Source organism: Hymenobacter sediminis, assembly GCF_003231285.1.
Lineage (GTDB): Bacteria > Bacteroidota > Bacteroidia > Cytophagales > Hymenobacteraceae > Hymenobacter > Hymenobacter sediminis.
Genome location: NZ_QKNS01000009.1, coordinates 106,836 through 122,705, shown reverse-complemented (window position 1 = coordinate 122,705; position 15,870 = coordinate 106,836). Strand labels below are relative to the sequence as shown.

Sequence of the window (15,870 nt, the reverse complement as noted above, 5' to 3'; positions counted from 1 at the left end):
CTCCACCCTACTACCCTTTATAAGGGGTAGTAGGGTGGAGAATTTTGTTTTGGAGTACAGACGAAACAAATCAGCGTGCCAGCAACTTATCCGGTTGCTGACTCCTTATACCAGAGCAATTCACTTGTTTCGCTATGGCTCTTCGCACTCTTTCCGTCATTCAGGCCTTGCGCGATACGGCGCAACGGCTCGCTGCTCAGGCTCCTTACCAGTGGGGGCACATGGGCAGCTGCAACTGCGGCCACCTGGCCCAAACCATCACAAAGCTAACCAAAGGTGAAATTCACGCCCGCGCCATGCAGCGCTATGGCGACTGGGAGAGGCAACTAATTGATTACTGCCCTACCAGTGGCCTGCCTATTGATGCGACCATTGACGAAATGCTGGCCCTAGGCTTTAGCCGCCAGGACTTTACTCACCTAGAGCGCCTTTCTGACCCTGCCATTCTAGGAGCTATTCCGTTTGAGCGCCGCAATGCTATGCGCCACAACCAGCGCGACGACGTAGTGCTTTACCTCAGGACCTGGGCAGCGCTACTGGAAAATGAACTGCTCGCAGACATTGAGCTTCCTACTTTAGCGGCCGCGCCCCAGATAGTCACTATGCGCTAAGCCATCCGCTACTAGAACAACGCAGAAAGCCCCGCTGACCAGATCGGCGGGGCTTTATTGTATGGTGCTAAACGGCTACCCTCAAAACCTGATCTGAGAAGGCAGCCGCGCTACGCTAGTAGTTTACGTCGCTACGCTGGGCTTCGCGATACTCCTGAGTGCGGTGGCTGCGCTTATAGGCAGCATCCGCGTTGGGATCTTTCTCCGCGTCGGGAGCTTGCGAGCAGGACGAGAGGAACAGCGAGGCGCAGGCGGCAAACAGGAAAGGCAGACGGAATTTTTTCATGTCTCAAAGGTAAGCACCTACTTGAAACCGGGCAAGCTGTACCTCTTGCCTACTCGTATAATATGATGTGCCCGGGTATTTGATGGCTAACAAGCCTCACGTAACATTCGTAACAAGAGCAGTAATGATTTCAACGCTCTTTGCAATCCTACTCTCTAGTTACAATTGTTATAACAAATATAAAGCAACTAAAAGCCTTTCTTCTCAGCTCAACAGAGTGACTATTGACAATTTTCCCCGGTTCTATCCTCTGTGGCCAACTGTATTGGAGTAGTGACACCATTAGGCTCTTTGCTCAGATGTCAACTAACATTATTAGCGTGCTTACCTATGCTGCAGTTTGCAATTTTCGTTGCCCAATTCCCGATAATAAATTTAGCATATCACTACCTCAAATACTCACCTCAATAGGGCTTCATATATGCTTTGGATAATTATAAATATACCGAGCTAAACAACATACCAAGCTAATATATTTTATATTAACCAAGCATTTATTAAATAGCACATAAATATCTGATTATAAGATATATAAATCAACATAAAATACGCTACTATCAATGGATTTAGCAGAGCTAGGCTTTATCTATAGCTTATAATAGCCGCTCTGTAATTAGACAGCAGTTATAAGACCAACCCATACGGATGTCTAGTGCACTAATGCAGTAATTTATCATACTGCCAAATTGCATTCAGCAGTGGACCTGTTACTTCCTGTGTTCTACCTGGACAAACTCTTCCTATGATTCCGGCTGGAAGTCAGAGAAGGTACCGTCGTGGTAGAAGATGATAATGCGTTTGATACGCTTCTCTGAACTTGCAACTGACTGCTTGGGTGCCATAGTGTTACCAACAGCCGGGCTTGGCGTCAATAAATTAGGTAAGGGTACCGTAGGAGGCGGTGAGACAGGCTCTGCAGCAGGGCGCGCAGCTTCGCTGATAGGGGAAGGAGCGGCAGATAGCGTAGCAGGCGCCTCTACGGGCGAATTAGTATCAGAAGGTAGCCCGTTACTGTTGTGAGGCCGAGTGGGCCGTTTTGGAGCCATTTCCAGGCTCTTTGGAAGCTCTGCGGCCTGCATAGTCCCTGTGCCGTTCAATAACCAGCTAATAGAAAGATCAGGAAAGGCCGCAATTACCTTCTGTACTACTTCTAGGCTGGGCTTATTACGTCCACTCAGGATGTGGCTCACGATAGGCCTGGAAATACCGATGGTATCGGCAAATTGGGTTGGGCTGAGGTTGCGAGCTGCCAACAGCTCACGAATTCGCTGCTCAATCATAGGGAAGCAATGCTTATTTACAAATGTACTTAAGCATTAGCTTGCCTCAACTATATGAATCGAGGTTTACTTTTGTATCAAAGCACTATTTATTATTGTCACATAAGTAAACACTGCCACTTGCATCCATATCGCGTTACAAATGTAATAACATAAGTAATCTAGTAGTCCGCTTCTAGATTCAGAATTTCTTCTAGCCTTTCGGCTTCTATGCTTTCAATTTTGAGTTACACAGCGAAGCCTCTGAATTAGTAGCCCTAGATAGAGGCGCTTTGCGCTTTTCCCTACCTCTCAGCCTGTTTGATACGCTACTCAGTGGACTGTCTGGATAAGCTTGTCATATTGTACTCCTTCTCCCCTTAAACGCCGGAAGCCTGTAACACCACTTTCAGGTAGTGCTACAGGCTTCGAATGAAACGGGAAAGATAGCCCCTATTCTGTAGGTCAGCTTTACTGCTTGCGGTACTTAGTCAAAGTACTCTCTGGCCAAGGCCTTGTCATGACCGTAGATGTCGTCGCGGAAGTGCAACTTGCCGGCATCATCAACCCAGGTAGTGAAATAGACAAGGTATACCGGGAGCTTCTCAGGAAGAGTAATATACTTCTCACGGCGACCAGCAATGGTATCCATAATAGCAGTTCTATCCCAACCGGGTTTGTTGCGCAGCAGGTACTCGGCTAGCTTGATGGGCTCGGCTACACGCACGCACCCGTGGCTAAAGCCCCGCTTGGTCTGGCTGAACAACTCATCGTGGGGAGTGTCGTGCAGGTAGATATCCTGGGAGTTGGGAAAGATAAACTTCACATCCCCGAGGTCATTCTTGGGGCCGGGTCGACGACGCAGCGTGTACTTCCAGGTTTTCTGGGTCAGATTGCCCCAGTCGATGCTGCCTGGATCAACGGGGGTAGCCTTAGCGCCCCAGCCTTTCACTACTTCCATATCAAGGCGGTCGAGGGTACCGTGGGGGTCGGCGGCCAGCTTGTAGCGCAGCTCCTTATCGATGATGCTATACGGCACGTTCCAATAGGGAGCCAGTACCACAAACTCCATTTTGTCGCTGAAGATGGGTGTCGCGTTCAGGGCCTTGCCCACGATAACAGGCATCGAGAGTGCTTCTTTGCCCTCCTCCACTACATGCAGCATGTACTCCGGAATATTTACCAGAAGGTAGTTGGGCTCAAACTTCTTCGGAATCCAGCGCCACCGCTCCATGTTGAGCATGATCTGGTCGATGCGCTGGGACACCGGAATGTTGAGCAACCGCAGCGTTTCGCCGGCCACAATGCCGTCGGGCTTCAGGCCATTCTGCTGCTGAAATTCTTTTACCGCGGCTACCAGTTCCGGCGTGTATTGAGGCGCCGCTGGGGTCGTAGCCGGAGCAGCATTTTCGGGTTTGTTTGACACGGTCATGGCCGGTGTGCCGGCCGTAGCGGGAGCAGCCTGATGGCCCAGCAAACGGGCGCTAAGGGCGGCCACAGCAGGAGACGAAGCTCCTGGCTTCAGGCGCGTACCTGCCGGAATGGTAGGCCAGCCACCATTGCGCTGAATCTCGCGGTAGTCGGCCAGGGCCTTTCTCAGACGGTCGTACTCCTTGTGTAAGGGCTCAAAATCGTAGTAGCCATAGATGCTTTCCCTTTCTTTAAGGATCGTCATCAGGGCCTTGTGTAGCTTGATTTTGTTGCGTTTTACCTTCCAGTCAATGGCTTTAACCGCACGCGGATCTACCGTACCACGGTAGAAATCAGATGCATAGTTGAAATACGTACCCGAAAGGGCTACATCAATTTCCTTTTCCAGCGCATTGCGCTTAGTGGAATCGGATTGCGCCGCTTCCAGGCTAGCAAAGAGCTTATCGAAGTCCTTGGTTTTGTAGTCTTTAGGGTTCAGACCTTCGTCGGCGGCTTTGTTGATGACAGCCAGCAGCGTTTTGGCCTGGGGTACTATCTCATGATTGCGGAACCAGCCCAAACGGAAGTTTCGCTCCCGGTAGAACTTCTTGGCCCACTCAATCTGATCTTTGAATTGCGGCTCGGCATTCATGTACCGAACAATGTACACGCTGTCGAGAGTTGGCTGTGCTCCTCCGGCCTTGGTTAGCCCGGCGGGCAAAGCTTCTTTGAGCTTGGCTTTCTGATCCTGGCTGCATGACACGGTTGACGTGAGCAGCAGCAGGCCCAGCAGCCAGCAGCAAAGCGTATAAAAAAAAGGACGATGTGCTTCGTTCATGTGTGTAAGCAAAAGAAAAAGAAATAACCTAGCAGCACGTATCGGGCCAAATAAGGCCACGGGTGATGCTGGTCGTTTTACTGGATTCCCTACCCTTGAGTTGTCGGTAAAGGCCTCCGTTCTTCTGCTGTTGCAAGTTAGCAGATTTCATTCCACTCCTTAGCAGCAGCGCACGTAGAACCTACGTGCGCTGCCCCGCGCCGCGCTGCTTTTTACTTTTGCCCGGTATTTCACCCTACCCCCTCTTATGCCTCACAACACGGCTCCTTCCTCTTTCCTCATCTCAGATCCGCACAGCTACGCTAATCCGGCAGCCGTTAGTGTACACCACCTCGACCTTGACCTGACCGTGGATTTCACGGCCCGTACCTTGGCAGGCACGGCCACCTGGCAGCTCAGCAACCACGCAGGCGCTACGGAACTGCTACTGGATGCGCGGGCATTAACCATTGAAGCAGTAACGCTGGATGGTACCGAGGGCACACCGGCTGCGTTTGAGTTGGGCCCCGATGATGCCGTGCTGGGGCAGGCGCTACGAGTTACGATTCAGCCCGAAACAACTGCCGTTTCCATCCGCTACCGCACCACGCCCGGCGCTGCTGCGTTGCAGTGGCTGTCACCGGAACAAACTGCCAGCCGGACCCAGCCATTTCTCTTTACTCAGTCGCAGGCTATTTTGGCCCGCACCTGGATTCCGTGCCAAGATTCGCCGGGGGTGCGCTTTACCTATGAGGCCCGGGTGCAGGTTCCGGCTCACCTCCTACCCCTCATGAGCGCCGAAAACCCGCAGGCCCGCAACCCAACCGGCAACTACACCTTCCGGATGGTCCAGCCCATTCCGGCTTACCTCATGGCCCTGGCCGTCGGCGACCTGGAGTTTCAACCGCTGAGCGCCCGCACCGGAGTATATGCTGAGCCCGTGACATTGCCCGGAGCGGCCGAGGAGTTTCAGGAGTTGGAAAATATGGTTACGGCTGCTGAAGACCTGTACGGACCTTATCGGTGGGACCGGTACGATTTGCTGGTGCTGCCACCATCGTTTCCGTTTGGGGGCATGGAAAACCCACGGCTCACGTTTGTGACTCCTACCATTTTGGCCGGCGACCGGAGCCTGACCAGCTTGGTGGCCCACGAGCTAGCCCACTCCTGGAGCGGCAACCTGGTCACCAATGTCACCTGGAATGACTTCTGGCTGAACGAAGGCTTCACGGTTTACTTTGAGCGGCGCATCATGGAGAAACTGTATGGTCGCCCCTACGCCGATATGCTGCAGGTGCTCGGCCACACGGCCCTGCTGCACACCCTAGCTGAGCTGGGCCCCGACAGCCCGGACACGCATCTGCACCTGAACCTGGCCGGCCGTGACCCCGATGAAGGCCTTAATGAAATTGCCTACGAGAAAGGCGACTACCTGCTGCTGACCCTGGAACACCTGGTAGGCCGCGAGGCACTGGATACTTTTATTAAAGACTACTTCGCCCGGCATAGCTTCCGCAGCATGGATACGGCTTCCTTTCTGAGCTACCTCCGCCAGGAGCTGCTAGATCAGCACCCCGGTCTGGAAGAGCAGTTGCAGCTGGAGTCCTGGGTATACGGTCCCGGCATTCCGGCCGTAGCGCCACCCGTTGCGGCCGAACGGTTTGCAGCCGTTGAAGAAGCTCTGCAGCAGTGGCAACATGCTACCCCCGCTGTGGCCCTCAACACTACCCACTGGAGCAGCCATGAGTGGGTGCACTTTTTGCAGGGCTTGCCTGAGCGGCTGAGCACGGCGCAACTGACCGAGCTGGATAACACATTTGGATTTACTCATTCCGGCAACTCCGAAATTCTGGCGGCATGGTTCCCGCACACCATAGCGGCCGCCTACGAGCCCGCCGAAGCTGCTTTGCACCAATTCCTGACCCATGTAGGGCGCCGCAAATTTTTGGTTCCTCTTTACCGTGCCCTGCTGGCCACTCCAGATGGCCAAGAGCGAGCCCGCCGCATTTACGCACAGGCGCGCGGCAACTACCACGCCGTAGCTACCAGCACCTTCGACGCGCTGCTGGGCAAGCCGGCCGAGTAGAGGGCGCGTTTTATCCAGAAGCTCCTCTCCCTCACAGCCGGGCGCTGTTATTTGGCAGGACCGAATTATAAAAGTAGCGGAACAAGCCTTTCCTGATAGGTTGTTGCTACCCCTGTCCCACCCCGCAAGGACGTGGCCTGAACCTTGCTTGCAGAAGCCGGTTCCTTTCTAGTTGTGTTGATTAAGCTGACTTTTTACTTTGAAAAATTCCAAACCGCTCGGTAAGCTAATTGCCATTGGAGGCAATGAAGACAAAGGGACCTATCCCAATCCGCGCACGAAAAAGAAATACTACCTCAACTTTTTCGAGCTAGGAATTTTAAAACGGGTTGTTCTGGAATCGGGCAAAGAAGATCCGCGCATTGAAGTAGTCACTACCGCTTCCATGATTCCGGAGGAGGTAGGCCGCGTGTACGTGGCCTCGTTCACCATGCTCAACTGCAACAATGTGGGCATTATGGATATTCGGGTGCCGGAGGATGCGCTGCAACCCGAGTACCTGGAGCGCCTGAAACAGGCAGACGTGGTTATGTTCTCGGGCGGCAATCAGTCGCGTCTCACGGATATTTTTGGTGGCACCGAGTTTTTGGCTACCCTGCAGGAACGGTATCAAAGCCAGTCCAATTTCATCATCGCCGGTACTTCGGCCGGGGCCATGGCCATGTCGAAGACCATGATCAAAGGTGGCAGCGTACCCGATGCCCTGATGAAGGGCGCCGTGAAGATGGGCCCAGGCCTGGGCTTTATCAACAACGTAGTCATCGACTCGCACTTTGTGAAGCGTGGCCGCTTTGGTCGGCTGATCGAGGCAGTGGCCCTTCATCCCAAGCTCATCGGCATTGGGCTGGGCGAAGACACAGGAGTGCTGATTACCGAAGGCAACCAAATTGAAACCATCGGCTCCAACCTGGTCATCATTATGGACGGCCACCAACTGGAGCACAACAACGCGGCGGCGGCAAAGAAGGGCGAAGCTATTTCCATTGAGAAAATGCTGCTGCACGTGCTAGTGAAAGGCAACGTGTACGACATTGGGCAGCGCACCTTCTACCCCGAACTGAAGCTGCGCTTACAAGCAGCCGAGTCGGCACTGATTACGGCCGGGCACAGCGCCAATGAGCCAGCGGCCAGCGCATAAGTATTAACTGCTTTCTTACGCAAAAAAGGCTTCCTATCTAGGAAGCCTTTTTTGTTTGTCCATCCACTTTCAAAGTCAAGCGAGGCGGAAAACATGAAAATAGGTGGACGGAGGCACTACGCGTCACAACTACCTGATGTCAAAACTTTTACACGCGTTTTTCACCAAATACCGGTTACGCGGCTACTCCTTATATATATAGGCGCAAAAAAGCGTCTCGGTTTCCTACCGGTAAATAGCGACGAAAGGCGTGGCATCGGCCGATGTTTGGCTGGCGCGGTACATGCCTTCGGAGTTGAAGGGTAGGGCCACGTTGCCGGCCGCATCCACCGCCACCAGGCCGCCCTCTCCCCCAACGGGTGCTAGCTTATCGTGCACCACAATGCGGCAGGCTTCGGCCAGGCTCAGGCCCCGGTACTCCATCAGGCAGCTGATGTCATGAGCCACCACGGCGCGCAGGAAAAACTCGCCGTGCCCGGTGCAGCTGATGGCACAGGTCCGGTTATCGGCGAAGGTACCCGCCCCAATAATTGGCGAGTCGCCGATGCGGGAGTACTGCTTGTTAGTCATGCCGCCGGTGCTGGTAGCGGCGGCCAGGTTGCCGTGCACGTCGAGGGCTACGGCGCCCACGGTGCCCATCTTCTTTTTCGGGTCTTCGTTGGGAAACGCGGCGGGCTCCATCAGCGGCGCTTCCGTTTCCAGGGCTTGGCTGTGGTCAAGGCGCATGCGGCCTTCGGCTAGGGCCTCCTGCAGCTGGTCGTAGCGCTGCTGGGTGAAGAAGTATTCCACAGGCTGGGTAGGCAGGCCATGCTGGCGGGCCAGGGCATCGGCGCCGGGGTAGCCTAGCAGTACGTGCTCGGTTTTCTCCATCACAAGGCGAGCCGCCCGAATGGGGTTCTGCACCGCCCGGACTCCGGTTACGGCGCCGGCCGCGCGGCTGCGCCCATCCATGATGGCGGCGTCCATCTCGTGGTGGCCCTCGTGGGTGAACACGGCCCCACGCCCAGCATTAAACAATGGGCAGTCTTCGAGACTACGCACGGCCAGCTCCACGGCATCGAGGGCTGAGCCGCCTTGCTGCAGCACGGCATAGCCAACAGCCAGGGCCTCGCCGAGAGCGGCCCGGTACTCTTGCTCTTTCTCCACCGTCATTGATTGGGGCGAAATAGTACCGGCACCGCCGTGCAAAGCCAAGGCGAAGGAATTTGTCATAAAGCGAAAAAAATTAGCGAGTAAGTAAAAACGCAAGACAAAGGTAGGCAGGCATCTGAGCTCAACCGGCCGGGATTCACCCAAACGAACCGCGTTTTTTTTCGTAGGTTTGGTTTACTGTTTTCAACTCCCCAAACATATTCTTCTTATGGCTTACGAAGCTACCGGCCGCCTGCACGAGATTTTCGACGAACAGCAGGTGAGCGAAAAATTCCGCAAGCGCGAATTCGTGCTCGAGGTCGTAGACGGCCAATACCCGGAGCACATCAAGTTCCAACTGGTACAGGACAAGACTGCCCTCATCGATTCATATAAAGTAGGCGACGAGGTTAAAATCTCCTTTAACCTGCGGGGCCGTGGGTTCAACAAAAACGGCCAGATGCTGTACTTCACCAACCTAGAAGCTTGGCGCATTGAGTCAGGTGCTGGTGGTAGCGCTTCAGCTCCCCAGGGCGGCAACTACCAGCAGGCGGCTCCCCGCGCTGCTGCTCCAGCCCAAAACCAGAACCCGAATCTGCGTGCTTCGGCCGCTCCCATTGCTTCGGACGACGACAACGACCTGCCTTTCTAAGCACCCCGCCTACCCTGGCCAAGTGCGTAAAGCCGCTCCCGAAATATCGGGAGCGGCTTTTTGCTGTGGTCTGGCGGGAATTTTGTGAGGCTATCTGGCACTGCAGCCAGGCACCATTTCCTGGCTTTTTCCGTACGTCTTTGCAGATTGACATTTTCGGCCAAACCAGCCAGACAGGCTATGCGGCTGGTTGCGCCCGATTTTCCTTTGTATGACTGCTTCTTTACCGCTTTCCGGAAAAACGGCCCTCGTCACGGGTGCCACCAGTGGCATTGGGTTGGTAACGGCCCGGGAACTGGCCCGGCAGGGAGCCCGCGTGATAGTGGTAGGGCGCGATGCTGACAAGGCCGCCCGGGCGCTGGCGTCTATTCAGCTGGCAGCGGGGCCCGAGGCACCAGTGCACGTCAAGTGCTATGACCTCTCTCTACTACAGAACGTGCGCGCGTTAGCCGAAGAGCTTCAGCAGGAAATCAGTCAGTTGGATATTCTGATCAATAACGCCGGTATTATGCCCGGCCGCTTTTCCCTTACTGAGGAAGGCCACGAGCTGAGCTGGGCAACCAACCATCTGGCCCCCTACGCCCTAACCAACCTGCTCCTACCCCTGCTTGATGCCGCCGGGCAGGCGCGGGTAGTTACGGTATCATCGGTGGCGCACTGGGTAGGCGAGATTGAGCCCGATCGTGAGGTTCGGAACTCGCCCGACAAGTACAGCTGGCTCACGGCCTACGCCGATTCTAAACTGGCCAACATTCTGTTTACCAACGAGCTGGCTCACCGCCTCGACCTGACGGGCATTACGGCCAACTGCCTGCATCCGGGGCTGGTGGACACCGGCCTGATGCGCCCCGGCACTTCCCCTGTCATGAAAGCCCTGTGGTGGACGGCCCGCCCCCTGATGGTTTCACCTGAGCGCGGCGCACAAACAACGTTATACTTAGCCACCTCGCCGGAGGTAGCGCGGGTAAGCGGCCGCTACTTCGCCGATAGCCGACCGGCCCGCACCTCAGCACGGGCCCAGAACCGCACCGAAGCCAGTCGGCTCTGGCGCATATCGGCGGAGGAGACGGGTATTGAGTAAGAATCTGGCCGCCTGCCGGGTACCTTTCGGCGCGCGATAATGTTAAAGGAATGCCGGTACCCTACCCCTCTACGCCGGTTTAAACCTCCACAACATGACTGATTTGCAGGAACTGATTCGGCAAGGTGAAGGCGAGCGGCTGGAGTTCAAGAAACGTACTACCCATCCTACCCGCATAGCCCGCACGCTGGCCTCGCTGGCCAATACGCACGGTGGCCGCGTGTTGGTGGGGGTAGATGACGACGGCCGGATTGTGGGCGTGCGCGACGCGGAAGAGGAAATATTTCAGCTGCGCGAAGCCGCCCAGCACTACATCGATCCGCCGCTGGAGCTGCGGTTCCGGGAGGTGGAGCACGACGACCGGGTAGTACTGGTGGTTACGGTGCCGGAAAGCTCTCACAAACCCCACCGCGCCCAGGTAGCCGACGGCGATTGGCGGGCCTACGTGCGCGTGCGCGACGAAAGCGTGCAAACCAGCCAGCTCACCGAAAAAGCGCTGGAGCGCGCCGACCCTACCCCTCGGTTTGAGCGCATCCCGCTGAACAAGGAAGAGTTGGCCGTGCTGGACTACCTTCAGAAAAACCCGCGCATCACGCTGGCCCAGTACATGAAGCTGCTCAACATTGGGCAGCGCCGGGCCTACCGGACGCTTATCAAGCTGACTCTACACGGCTACATCAAGCACCACGACAAACAGAAGGAAGTGTATTACACACTGTAAGAAAAGCCCGGAGGCCTATCTCCGATTATAAGAAAAGGCCGGAGGAATCAATTCCTCCGGCCTTTTCCTGCTTGACGAAACGTCTACTCCTGCTGGCGAGCCTTCAGGGCTTTTTTCTCTTCTTTGGCGGCCTTTTTCTCCTTGGTGGTTTTAGCAGGCTCTTTCTTCTTCTCTTTGCGGGGTTCCTGGGCTTTGGCCATGACTATATGGATTTGTTGGGCGTGATATCCTGGTACTCTAACGCGCCTGGTCGGGCCGGTGTTGTACGCAGGTGAAAGTACGAATTACTTCAGCAGTGGCAGGTAGCGCTCTTGTAACAGGGTAAGGTGATGGGCTTCGTGGCCAGCCGTCATGTAGGCCAAAGCGCGCACACTCACCGGAAACGTGCTGGCCGTGCCCAGCCGCTCGTAGGCCTCCGGCCGCAACGACTCAAACAGGCTGAGCGTAGCGGCACGCACTGTATCATACTCATGCAGAATATCTTCCAGCGGTCGTTCATCGGCGCCGGAGTTGGGCACATAATCATTCTGGTCGAAGCCGGGCAGGGGCTGCTGGTCGCCGCGACCGATGCGCAGGGCACGGTAAGCGAAGATGCGCTCTGTATCCAGCACATGCACCAAACTTTCCTTTATACTCCACTTGCCCGGCGCGTAGCGCAGGCGCGCTTGCTCGTCGGTGAGGCCTTGGAGCAGTTGCTTTAGGGTAGCAGGTTGCTCCCGCAGCAGCTGCAACGGGTCGTGGCCCACCGGAATCAGGCGGATGTAGGTTTCGTAGTAGGGTGCGTACTCGCTAGTAGCCGGGCGGGTGGTGAGGTAGCTCATGGAGCGAAGCTACAGGAAAGCGGTAATTTTCGTGGTAGCTGATAGTAACTTCTGGTGTTTTACGCCTCCTTCCTAAGAAGGAAAGCCTTCCCCTTACTTTCTAGGCTAAGTAGAGAGTAAAGAAAGGTTATTCCGAGCTGGTCGAGGAATTTGGCGCGGCCTACGCTGCCACAGTAAGCCAACGTCAGCACGCGAGATTCCTCGACCAGTTCGGAATGACGTTCTTAGTACAGGTTACACTACTTAGATATGCCCACAGCTAAACGCCTTATTATTTCAGCCCTGATTGTATTGATAAGCTGGTTTATACTGCACAGTGCGGCAGTGACAATCGATGGGCTTACCGATGACATTCAGCCGGTTGACTGTTTGATAGTCTTGGGCAACACCGTAAATCCGGATGGCAGTCTATCCGCTCGCCTGCAGGCACGGCTTGATAAGTCCCTGGAATTGTACCGCCAGGGAGTCAGCCCGCTGATTCTGGTGAGCGGAGGCTTGGGCAAAGAAGGCCACTATGAAGGCACTGTTATGCAGCGCTATTTAGTAGCGCAGGGCGTGCCCGCTCAGGCCATTTTCATTGATAACAAAGGAAATAACACGCAAGCCACCGCCCGCAATTACGCCCGCATAGCGCAGCAGCAGCATTTGCGCTCAGCCCTGGTAGTGTCGCAGTTCTTTCATCTGAGCCGCACCAAGCTGCTCCTACGGAAGCAGGGCGTGCCGGAGGTGCATGCGGCTCACGCAACCTACTACGAGTGGCGCGACGCCTACGCCCTGATCCGGGAATTCTTAGCCTACTATGCCTACCTCCTGCGCTAGCGTCAGAGCTGGGCAACATGGGGCCGGCGGCAAGCGTAGAGGAAGCACACTTCTTATCACCCCCGTTCTTATGGCCTCTCTTGTAGAAAAAGGTATTTCAATTTCCAAAAACGCCCTCTTCAGTGTTTTTCTGAACCGTGCCGGCAAATTGCTGGGTCGTCCGTTCAAGGTCGTAATGGTCCTGAATGAAGTGGCCAACAAGCTTGCCAGCAAGGAAAGCAAAGACAACAAGTTCAAGCAGTTGTTCGACGTAGCCTATACGGTGGTACGACTGGTGCGCAACTACGTAAGTGGCAACTACCGCCAGATTGAAACCGGTACCATTGTATCGGCGCTGGGCGTGCTGCTCTACACCCTCTCCCCCGTCGATTTAGTGCCGGACTTTATTCCGGTAGTAGGTTTCCTGGATGATTTGGCCTTGTTGAGCTGGTTTGTGGATAGCTTCCAGAGCGAAATCACCCGCTTCCGGGAGTGGGAGCAAACCCACGCCTCCGAAAAAACCGACGACATTCCGGCCGCTGCTGCCAAGCCCGCTTACGCGGCGTCGAATACCAACGCCGAGAATGCTCCTGCCGTGGCCGAAATGGGCCATTCGTAAGCACTTCGGTAGTTACAACCCTACCCCTCTGGCCCTGCCTCAACCCTAACGTTGAGGCAGGGCTTTTTCGTGGGGAGCTGTTTATGGAAGCCCTTGCTGAGCCTTGCAAGCAGCCGGTTTGCTATTTTTACGTCATCTTTTTGCTGACCACCCAGCAGCACAACTCCTTACTCTATGCGCGTACGCTCCCGGCTGGCTCTGCTGGCCCTTACCCTTCTTTCCTACCTGCCCCAGGCCCGCGCCGATGAAGGCATGTGGCTGCCGCTGCTACTAAAGCAGCTCAACGAGGCCGACATGCAGAAAAAAGGCCTCAAGCTCACGGCCGAGCAGATTTATTCCATTAACCAGGGTAGCCTGAAGGATGCCGTGGTACAGTTCGGCGGCGGCTGCACCGGCGAAATTATTTCTGACCAGGGACTGCTCCTCACCAACCATCACTGCGGCTACAGCCAGATTCAGAGTCACTCTTCCGTTGAGAAAGACTACCTCACGAAGGGATATTGGGCCATGAACCAGGAGCAAGAACTGCCCAATCCCGGCCTGACGGCTACTTTCATCGTGCGCATGGAAGACGTGACCAGCCAAGTGCTGACGGGCGTGCCTACCAAAGGCATTGTGGAGGCCGAGCGCGAGAAACTGGTGCAAGTGAACAGCCAGCGCGTAGCGCAGGCCGCCGTGCAGGGCACGCACTACCAAGCCTTTGTGCGCCCTATGTTCAATGGCAACGAATACTATATGTTCGTAACGGAGGTGTTCCAGGACATCCGCCTGGTAGGTGCTCCACCAAGCAGCATCGGCAAGTTCGGCGGCGACACTGATAACTGGGCCTGGCCCCGCCACACCGGCGACTTCAGCATCTTCCGCATCTACGCCGGCCCTGACAACAAGCCCGCACCCTACTCCCCCGACAACAAACCTTTTAAGCCCCGTCACCACCTACCCATTTCCCTCAGCGGAGTGCAGCCCGGCGACTTCACGCTGGTGTTCGGCTTCCCTGGCCGCACCAATGAGTATCTGACCTCGTGGGGTGTTGATGAAACTTATTCGCTGTCAAACCCCGCAAAAATCAAGGTTCGCGACGCTAGGCTGAAGGTGCTGGACGCCGACATGAAGGCTTCCGACAAGGTGCGCATTCAATATGCGGCCAAGTACGCCAGCATTGCCAACTACTGGAAAAAGTGGATCGGCGAAACCCGAGGCCTGAAGAAGCTAGACGCCGTGCGCGTAAAGCAGCAGCAGGAAGCCCAATTCCAGAAGTGGGCCGAAAGTGGTGACGACGCCCGCCGCGCTGCCTTTGCCGGTCTGCTGCCCGAGCTACAGAAAAATTACGCCACCGTCCGCGACTACACCCTGGCCCGCGACTACGTGACGGAAGCCGCCCTGGGTGTGGAACTGATGACCTACGCCAACAGCCTGCTGCCCCTACTGGAGCTGGCCGATAAAAAAGCTCCGCTGGAAGAGTTGGCCGCTGCCGCCGAAAAAACCCGGAAAGGCTCGGTGGGCTTCTTCCGCAACTACAGCGCCCCCACCGACCAGAAAGTAGCCGCCGCTCTCCTTCCCCTCTACGCCAACGGAACCCCGGCCGCACTGCTGCCTGCCTACGTCAAGAACCTGCAGAAACAGTATGCTACCACGGGCTGGTCTGCCTACGCAGCCCAGCTCTACAGCAAGTCGCGGCTGACGACGCAGGAATCGGCTTACACGGTGCTGGATGAGGTAGCAAAAGGCAACGTGACTAATCTGCGCAACGACCCCGCCATGCAGCTGGCCCAAGCCATCGTAACGACCTACCGCCAGCAGGTGCTACCTACCTACAGCGCCGCCACCGACAACATTGCTCTGCTGCAGCGCACTTACGTAGCCGGCCTGCGTCTGCAACAGCCGGAGCGCAAGTTCTACCCCGATGCCAACTCCACCCTGCGCGTGGCTTACGGCCAGGTAGCCGGCTACCAGCCCGCCGACGGCACCCAGTACGATTTCTATACTACCCTCGACGGCATTATGGAGAAGGCTGACCCCACCAATCCCGAGTTTGAAGTACCCGCTCGCCTCGCTGAGCTGTACAAAAACAAGGATTTCGGCCCATACGCCTACAAAGGCACCGTGCCCGTTGCCTTTATTGCCACCAACCACACCACCGGCGGCAACTCCGGCTCACCCGTCATTAACGGCCGCGGGGAGCTGATCGGCACCAACTTCGACCGCAATTGGGAAGGCACCATGTCCGACATCATGTTCGACCCCGATCGGGTACGCAACATCACGCTGGATGTGCGCTACATGCTATTCGTGGTCGATAAGTACGCCGGCGCCGGTCACTTGGTCAAGGAAATGACGCTGGTAGGCGGCCCCGGTAGTGAGGCTACTACCCCCGAGAATGGCAAGAAACTGGAGAAGGTCAAAGTGAAGCGCAAGCCGGCTAAGGAGAAAGCGTAGTATC

At 55.8% G+C, this 15,870-nt stretch carries 13 protein-coding genes and 1 pseudogene; 9 read left to right on the top strand and 5 right to left on the bottom strand.

Annotated features, from left to right (window positions below):
- The first annotated feature begins 134 nt into the window (after positions 1-134).
- Entirely contained in the window at positions 135-611 is a 477-nt protein-coding gene (locus DNI29_RS20990; protein WP_110980107.1) for a hypothetical protein, read from the top strand.
- A 115-nt stretch (positions 612-726) separates the two neighbouring features.
- Here DNI29_RS20990 and DNI29_RS24605 read toward each other — a convergent pair whose 3' ends face one another.
- The 3 genes from DNI29_RS24605 to DNI29_RS20980 form a co-directional block, all read right to left on the bottom strand.
- Positions 727-897, bottom strand: coding sequence for a hypothetical protein (locus DNI29_RS24605; RefSeq protein WP_162303692.1), 171 nt, complete (start codon positions 895-897; stop codon positions 727-729).
- 740 nt (positions 898-1,637) lie between these two features.
- Positions 1,638-2,177, bottom strand: a complete 540-nt coding sequence (locus tag DNI29_RS20985) for a helix-turn-helix domain-containing protein (RefSeq protein WP_110980106.1) — start codon at positions 2,175-2,177, stop codon at positions 1,638-1,640.
- Positions 2,178-2,643: 466 nt separating this feature from the next.
- Positions 2,644-4,404, bottom strand: coding sequence for a L,D-transpeptidase family protein (locus DNI29_RS20980; protein ID WP_110980105.1), 1,761 nt, complete (start codon positions 4,402-4,404; stop codon positions 2,644-2,646).
- Between the two features lie 247 nt (positions 4,405-4,651).
- On the opposite strand from DNI29_RS20980, the gene DNI29_RS20975 reads away from it, so the two are divergent.
- Positions 4,652-6,469 (top strand): M1 family metallopeptidase, encoded by a 1,818-nt coding sequence (locus DNI29_RS20975; RefSeq protein WP_110980104.1) that lies wholly within the window; start codon positions 4,652-4,654, stop codon positions 6,467-6,469.
- Between the two features lie 199 nt (positions 6,470-6,668).
- Positions 6,669-7,607 (top strand): cyanophycinase, encoded by a 939-nt coding sequence (locus tag DNI29_RS20970; protein ID WP_110980103.1) that lies wholly within the window; start codon positions 6,669-6,671, stop codon positions 7,605-7,607.
- A gap of 225 nt (positions 7,608-7,832) precedes the next feature.
- Here DNI29_RS20970 and DNI29_RS20965 read toward each other — a convergent pair whose 3' ends face one another.
- A complete protein-coding gene (locus tag DNI29_RS20965; protein WP_110980102.1) occupies positions 7,833-8,819 on the bottom strand; it encodes an isoaspartyl peptidase/L-asparaginase family protein in 987 nt (328 codons plus the stop codon).
- A 148-nt stretch (positions 8,820-8,967) separates the two neighbouring features.
- On the opposite strand from DNI29_RS20965, the gene DNI29_RS20960 reads away from it, so the two are divergent.
- The 3 genes from DNI29_RS20960 (at position 8,968) to DNI29_RS20950 (ending at position 11,192) form a co-directional block, all read left to right on the top strand.
- A complete protein-coding gene (locus tag DNI29_RS20960; RefSeq protein WP_110980101.1) occupies positions 8,968-9,390 on the top strand; it encodes a DUF3127 domain-containing protein in 423 nt (140 codons plus the stop codon).
- Positions 9,391-9,601: 211 nt separating this feature from the next.
- Positions 9,602-10,471, top strand: a complete 870-nt coding sequence (locus DNI29_RS20955; RefSeq protein ID WP_110980100.1) for an SDR family oxidoreductase — start codon at positions 9,602-9,604, stop codon at positions 10,469-10,471.
- A gap of 94 nt (positions 10,472-10,565) precedes the next feature.
- Positions 10,566-11,192 carry an AlbA family DNA-binding domain-containing protein gene (locus tag DNI29_RS20950; RefSeq protein WP_110980099.1) on the top strand — a complete coding sequence of 209 codons (627 nt, stop codon included), beginning with the start codon at positions 10,566-10,568 and terminating at the stop codon, positions 11,190-11,192.
- A 284-nt stretch (positions 11,193-11,476) separates the two neighbouring features.
- Here the strand turns inward: DNI29_RS20950 and DNI29_RS20945 are convergent, their stop codons facing one another.
- Positions 11,477-12,013 carry a DinB family protein gene (locus tag DNI29_RS20945; RefSeq protein ID WP_110980098.1) on the bottom strand — a complete coding sequence of 179 codons (537 nt, stop codon included), beginning with the start codon at positions 12,011-12,013 and terminating at the stop codon, positions 11,477-11,479.
- Positions 12,014-12,262: 249 nt separating this feature from the next.
- On the opposite strand from DNI29_RS20945, the gene DNI29_RS20940 reads away from it, so the two are divergent.
- The 3 genes and pseudogenes from DNI29_RS20940 to DNI29_RS20930 all read left to right on the top strand — a co-directional run bounded on the left by DNI29_RS20940 (position 12,263) and on the right by DNI29_RS20930 (position 15,866).
- On the top strand, positions 12,263-12,832 hold the full coding sequence (locus tag DNI29_RS20940; RefSeq protein ID WP_110980097.1) for a YdcF family protein: 570 nt from the start codon (positions 12,263-12,265) through the stop codon (positions 12,830-12,832).
- A gap of 325 nt (positions 12,833-13,157) precedes the next feature.
- Positions 13,158-13,256, top strand: a pseudogene (locus DNI29_RS25450) (YkvA family protein); the annotation flags it as partial.
- Between the two features lie 348 nt (positions 13,257-13,604).
- Positions 13,605-15,866 (top strand): S46 family peptidase, encoded by a 2,262-nt coding sequence (locus DNI29_RS20930; RefSeq protein ID WP_110980095.1) that lies wholly within the window; start codon positions 13,605-13,607, stop codon positions 15,864-15,866.
- Positions 15,867-15,870: the final 4 nt, after the last annotated feature.

Excerpts from the sequence above, each read along its gene's own strand:
- DNI29_RS20990 (WP_110980107.1), top strand. The coding sequence starts at position 135 with ATGGCTCTTCGCACTCTTTCCGTCATTCAGGCCTTGCGCGATACGGCG.
- DNI29_RS24605 (WP_162303692.1), bottom strand. The coding sequence starts at position 897 with ATGAAAAAATTCCGTCTGCCTTTCCTGTTTGCCGCCTGCGCCTCGCTG.
- DNI29_RS20985 (WP_110980106.1), bottom strand. The coding sequence starts at position 2,177 with ATGATTGAGCAGCGAATTCGTGAGCTGTTGGCAGCTCGCAACCTCAGC.
- DNI29_RS20980 (WP_110980105.1), bottom strand. The coding sequence starts at position 4,404 with ATGAACGAAGCACATCGTCCTTTTTTTTATACGCTTTGCTGCTGGCTG.
- DNI29_RS20975 (WP_110980104.1), top strand. The coding sequence starts at position 4,652 with ATGCCTCACAACACGGCTCCTTCCTCTTTCCTCATCTCAGATCCGCAC.
- DNI29_RS20965 (WP_110980102.1), bottom strand. The coding sequence starts at position 8,819 with ATGACAAATTCCTTCGCCTTGGCTTTGCACGGCGGTGCCGGTACTATT.
- DNI29_RS20960 (WP_110980101.1), top strand. The coding sequence starts at position 8,968 with ATGGCTTACGAAGCTACCGGCCGCCTGCACGAGATTTTCGACGAACAG.
- DNI29_RS20955 (WP_110980100.1), top strand. The coding sequence starts at position 9,602 with ATGACTGCTTCTTTACCGCTTTCCGGAAAAACGGCCCTCGTCACGGGT.
- DNI29_RS20950 (WP_110980099.1), top strand. The coding sequence starts at position 10,566 with ATGACTGATTTGCAGGAACTGATTCGGCAAGGTGAAGGCGAGCGGCTG.
- DNI29_RS20945 (WP_110980098.1), bottom strand. The coding sequence starts at position 12,013 with ATGAGCTACCTCACCACCCGCCCGGCTACTAGCGAGTACGCACCCTAC.
- DNI29_RS20940 (WP_110980097.1), top strand. The coding sequence starts at position 12,263 with ATGCCCACAGCTAAACGCCTTATTATTTCAGCCCTGATTGTATTGATA.
- DNI29_RS20930 (WP_110980095.1), top strand. The coding sequence starts at position 13,605 with ATGCGCGTACGCTCCCGGCTGGCTCTGCTGGCCCTTACCCTTCTTTCC.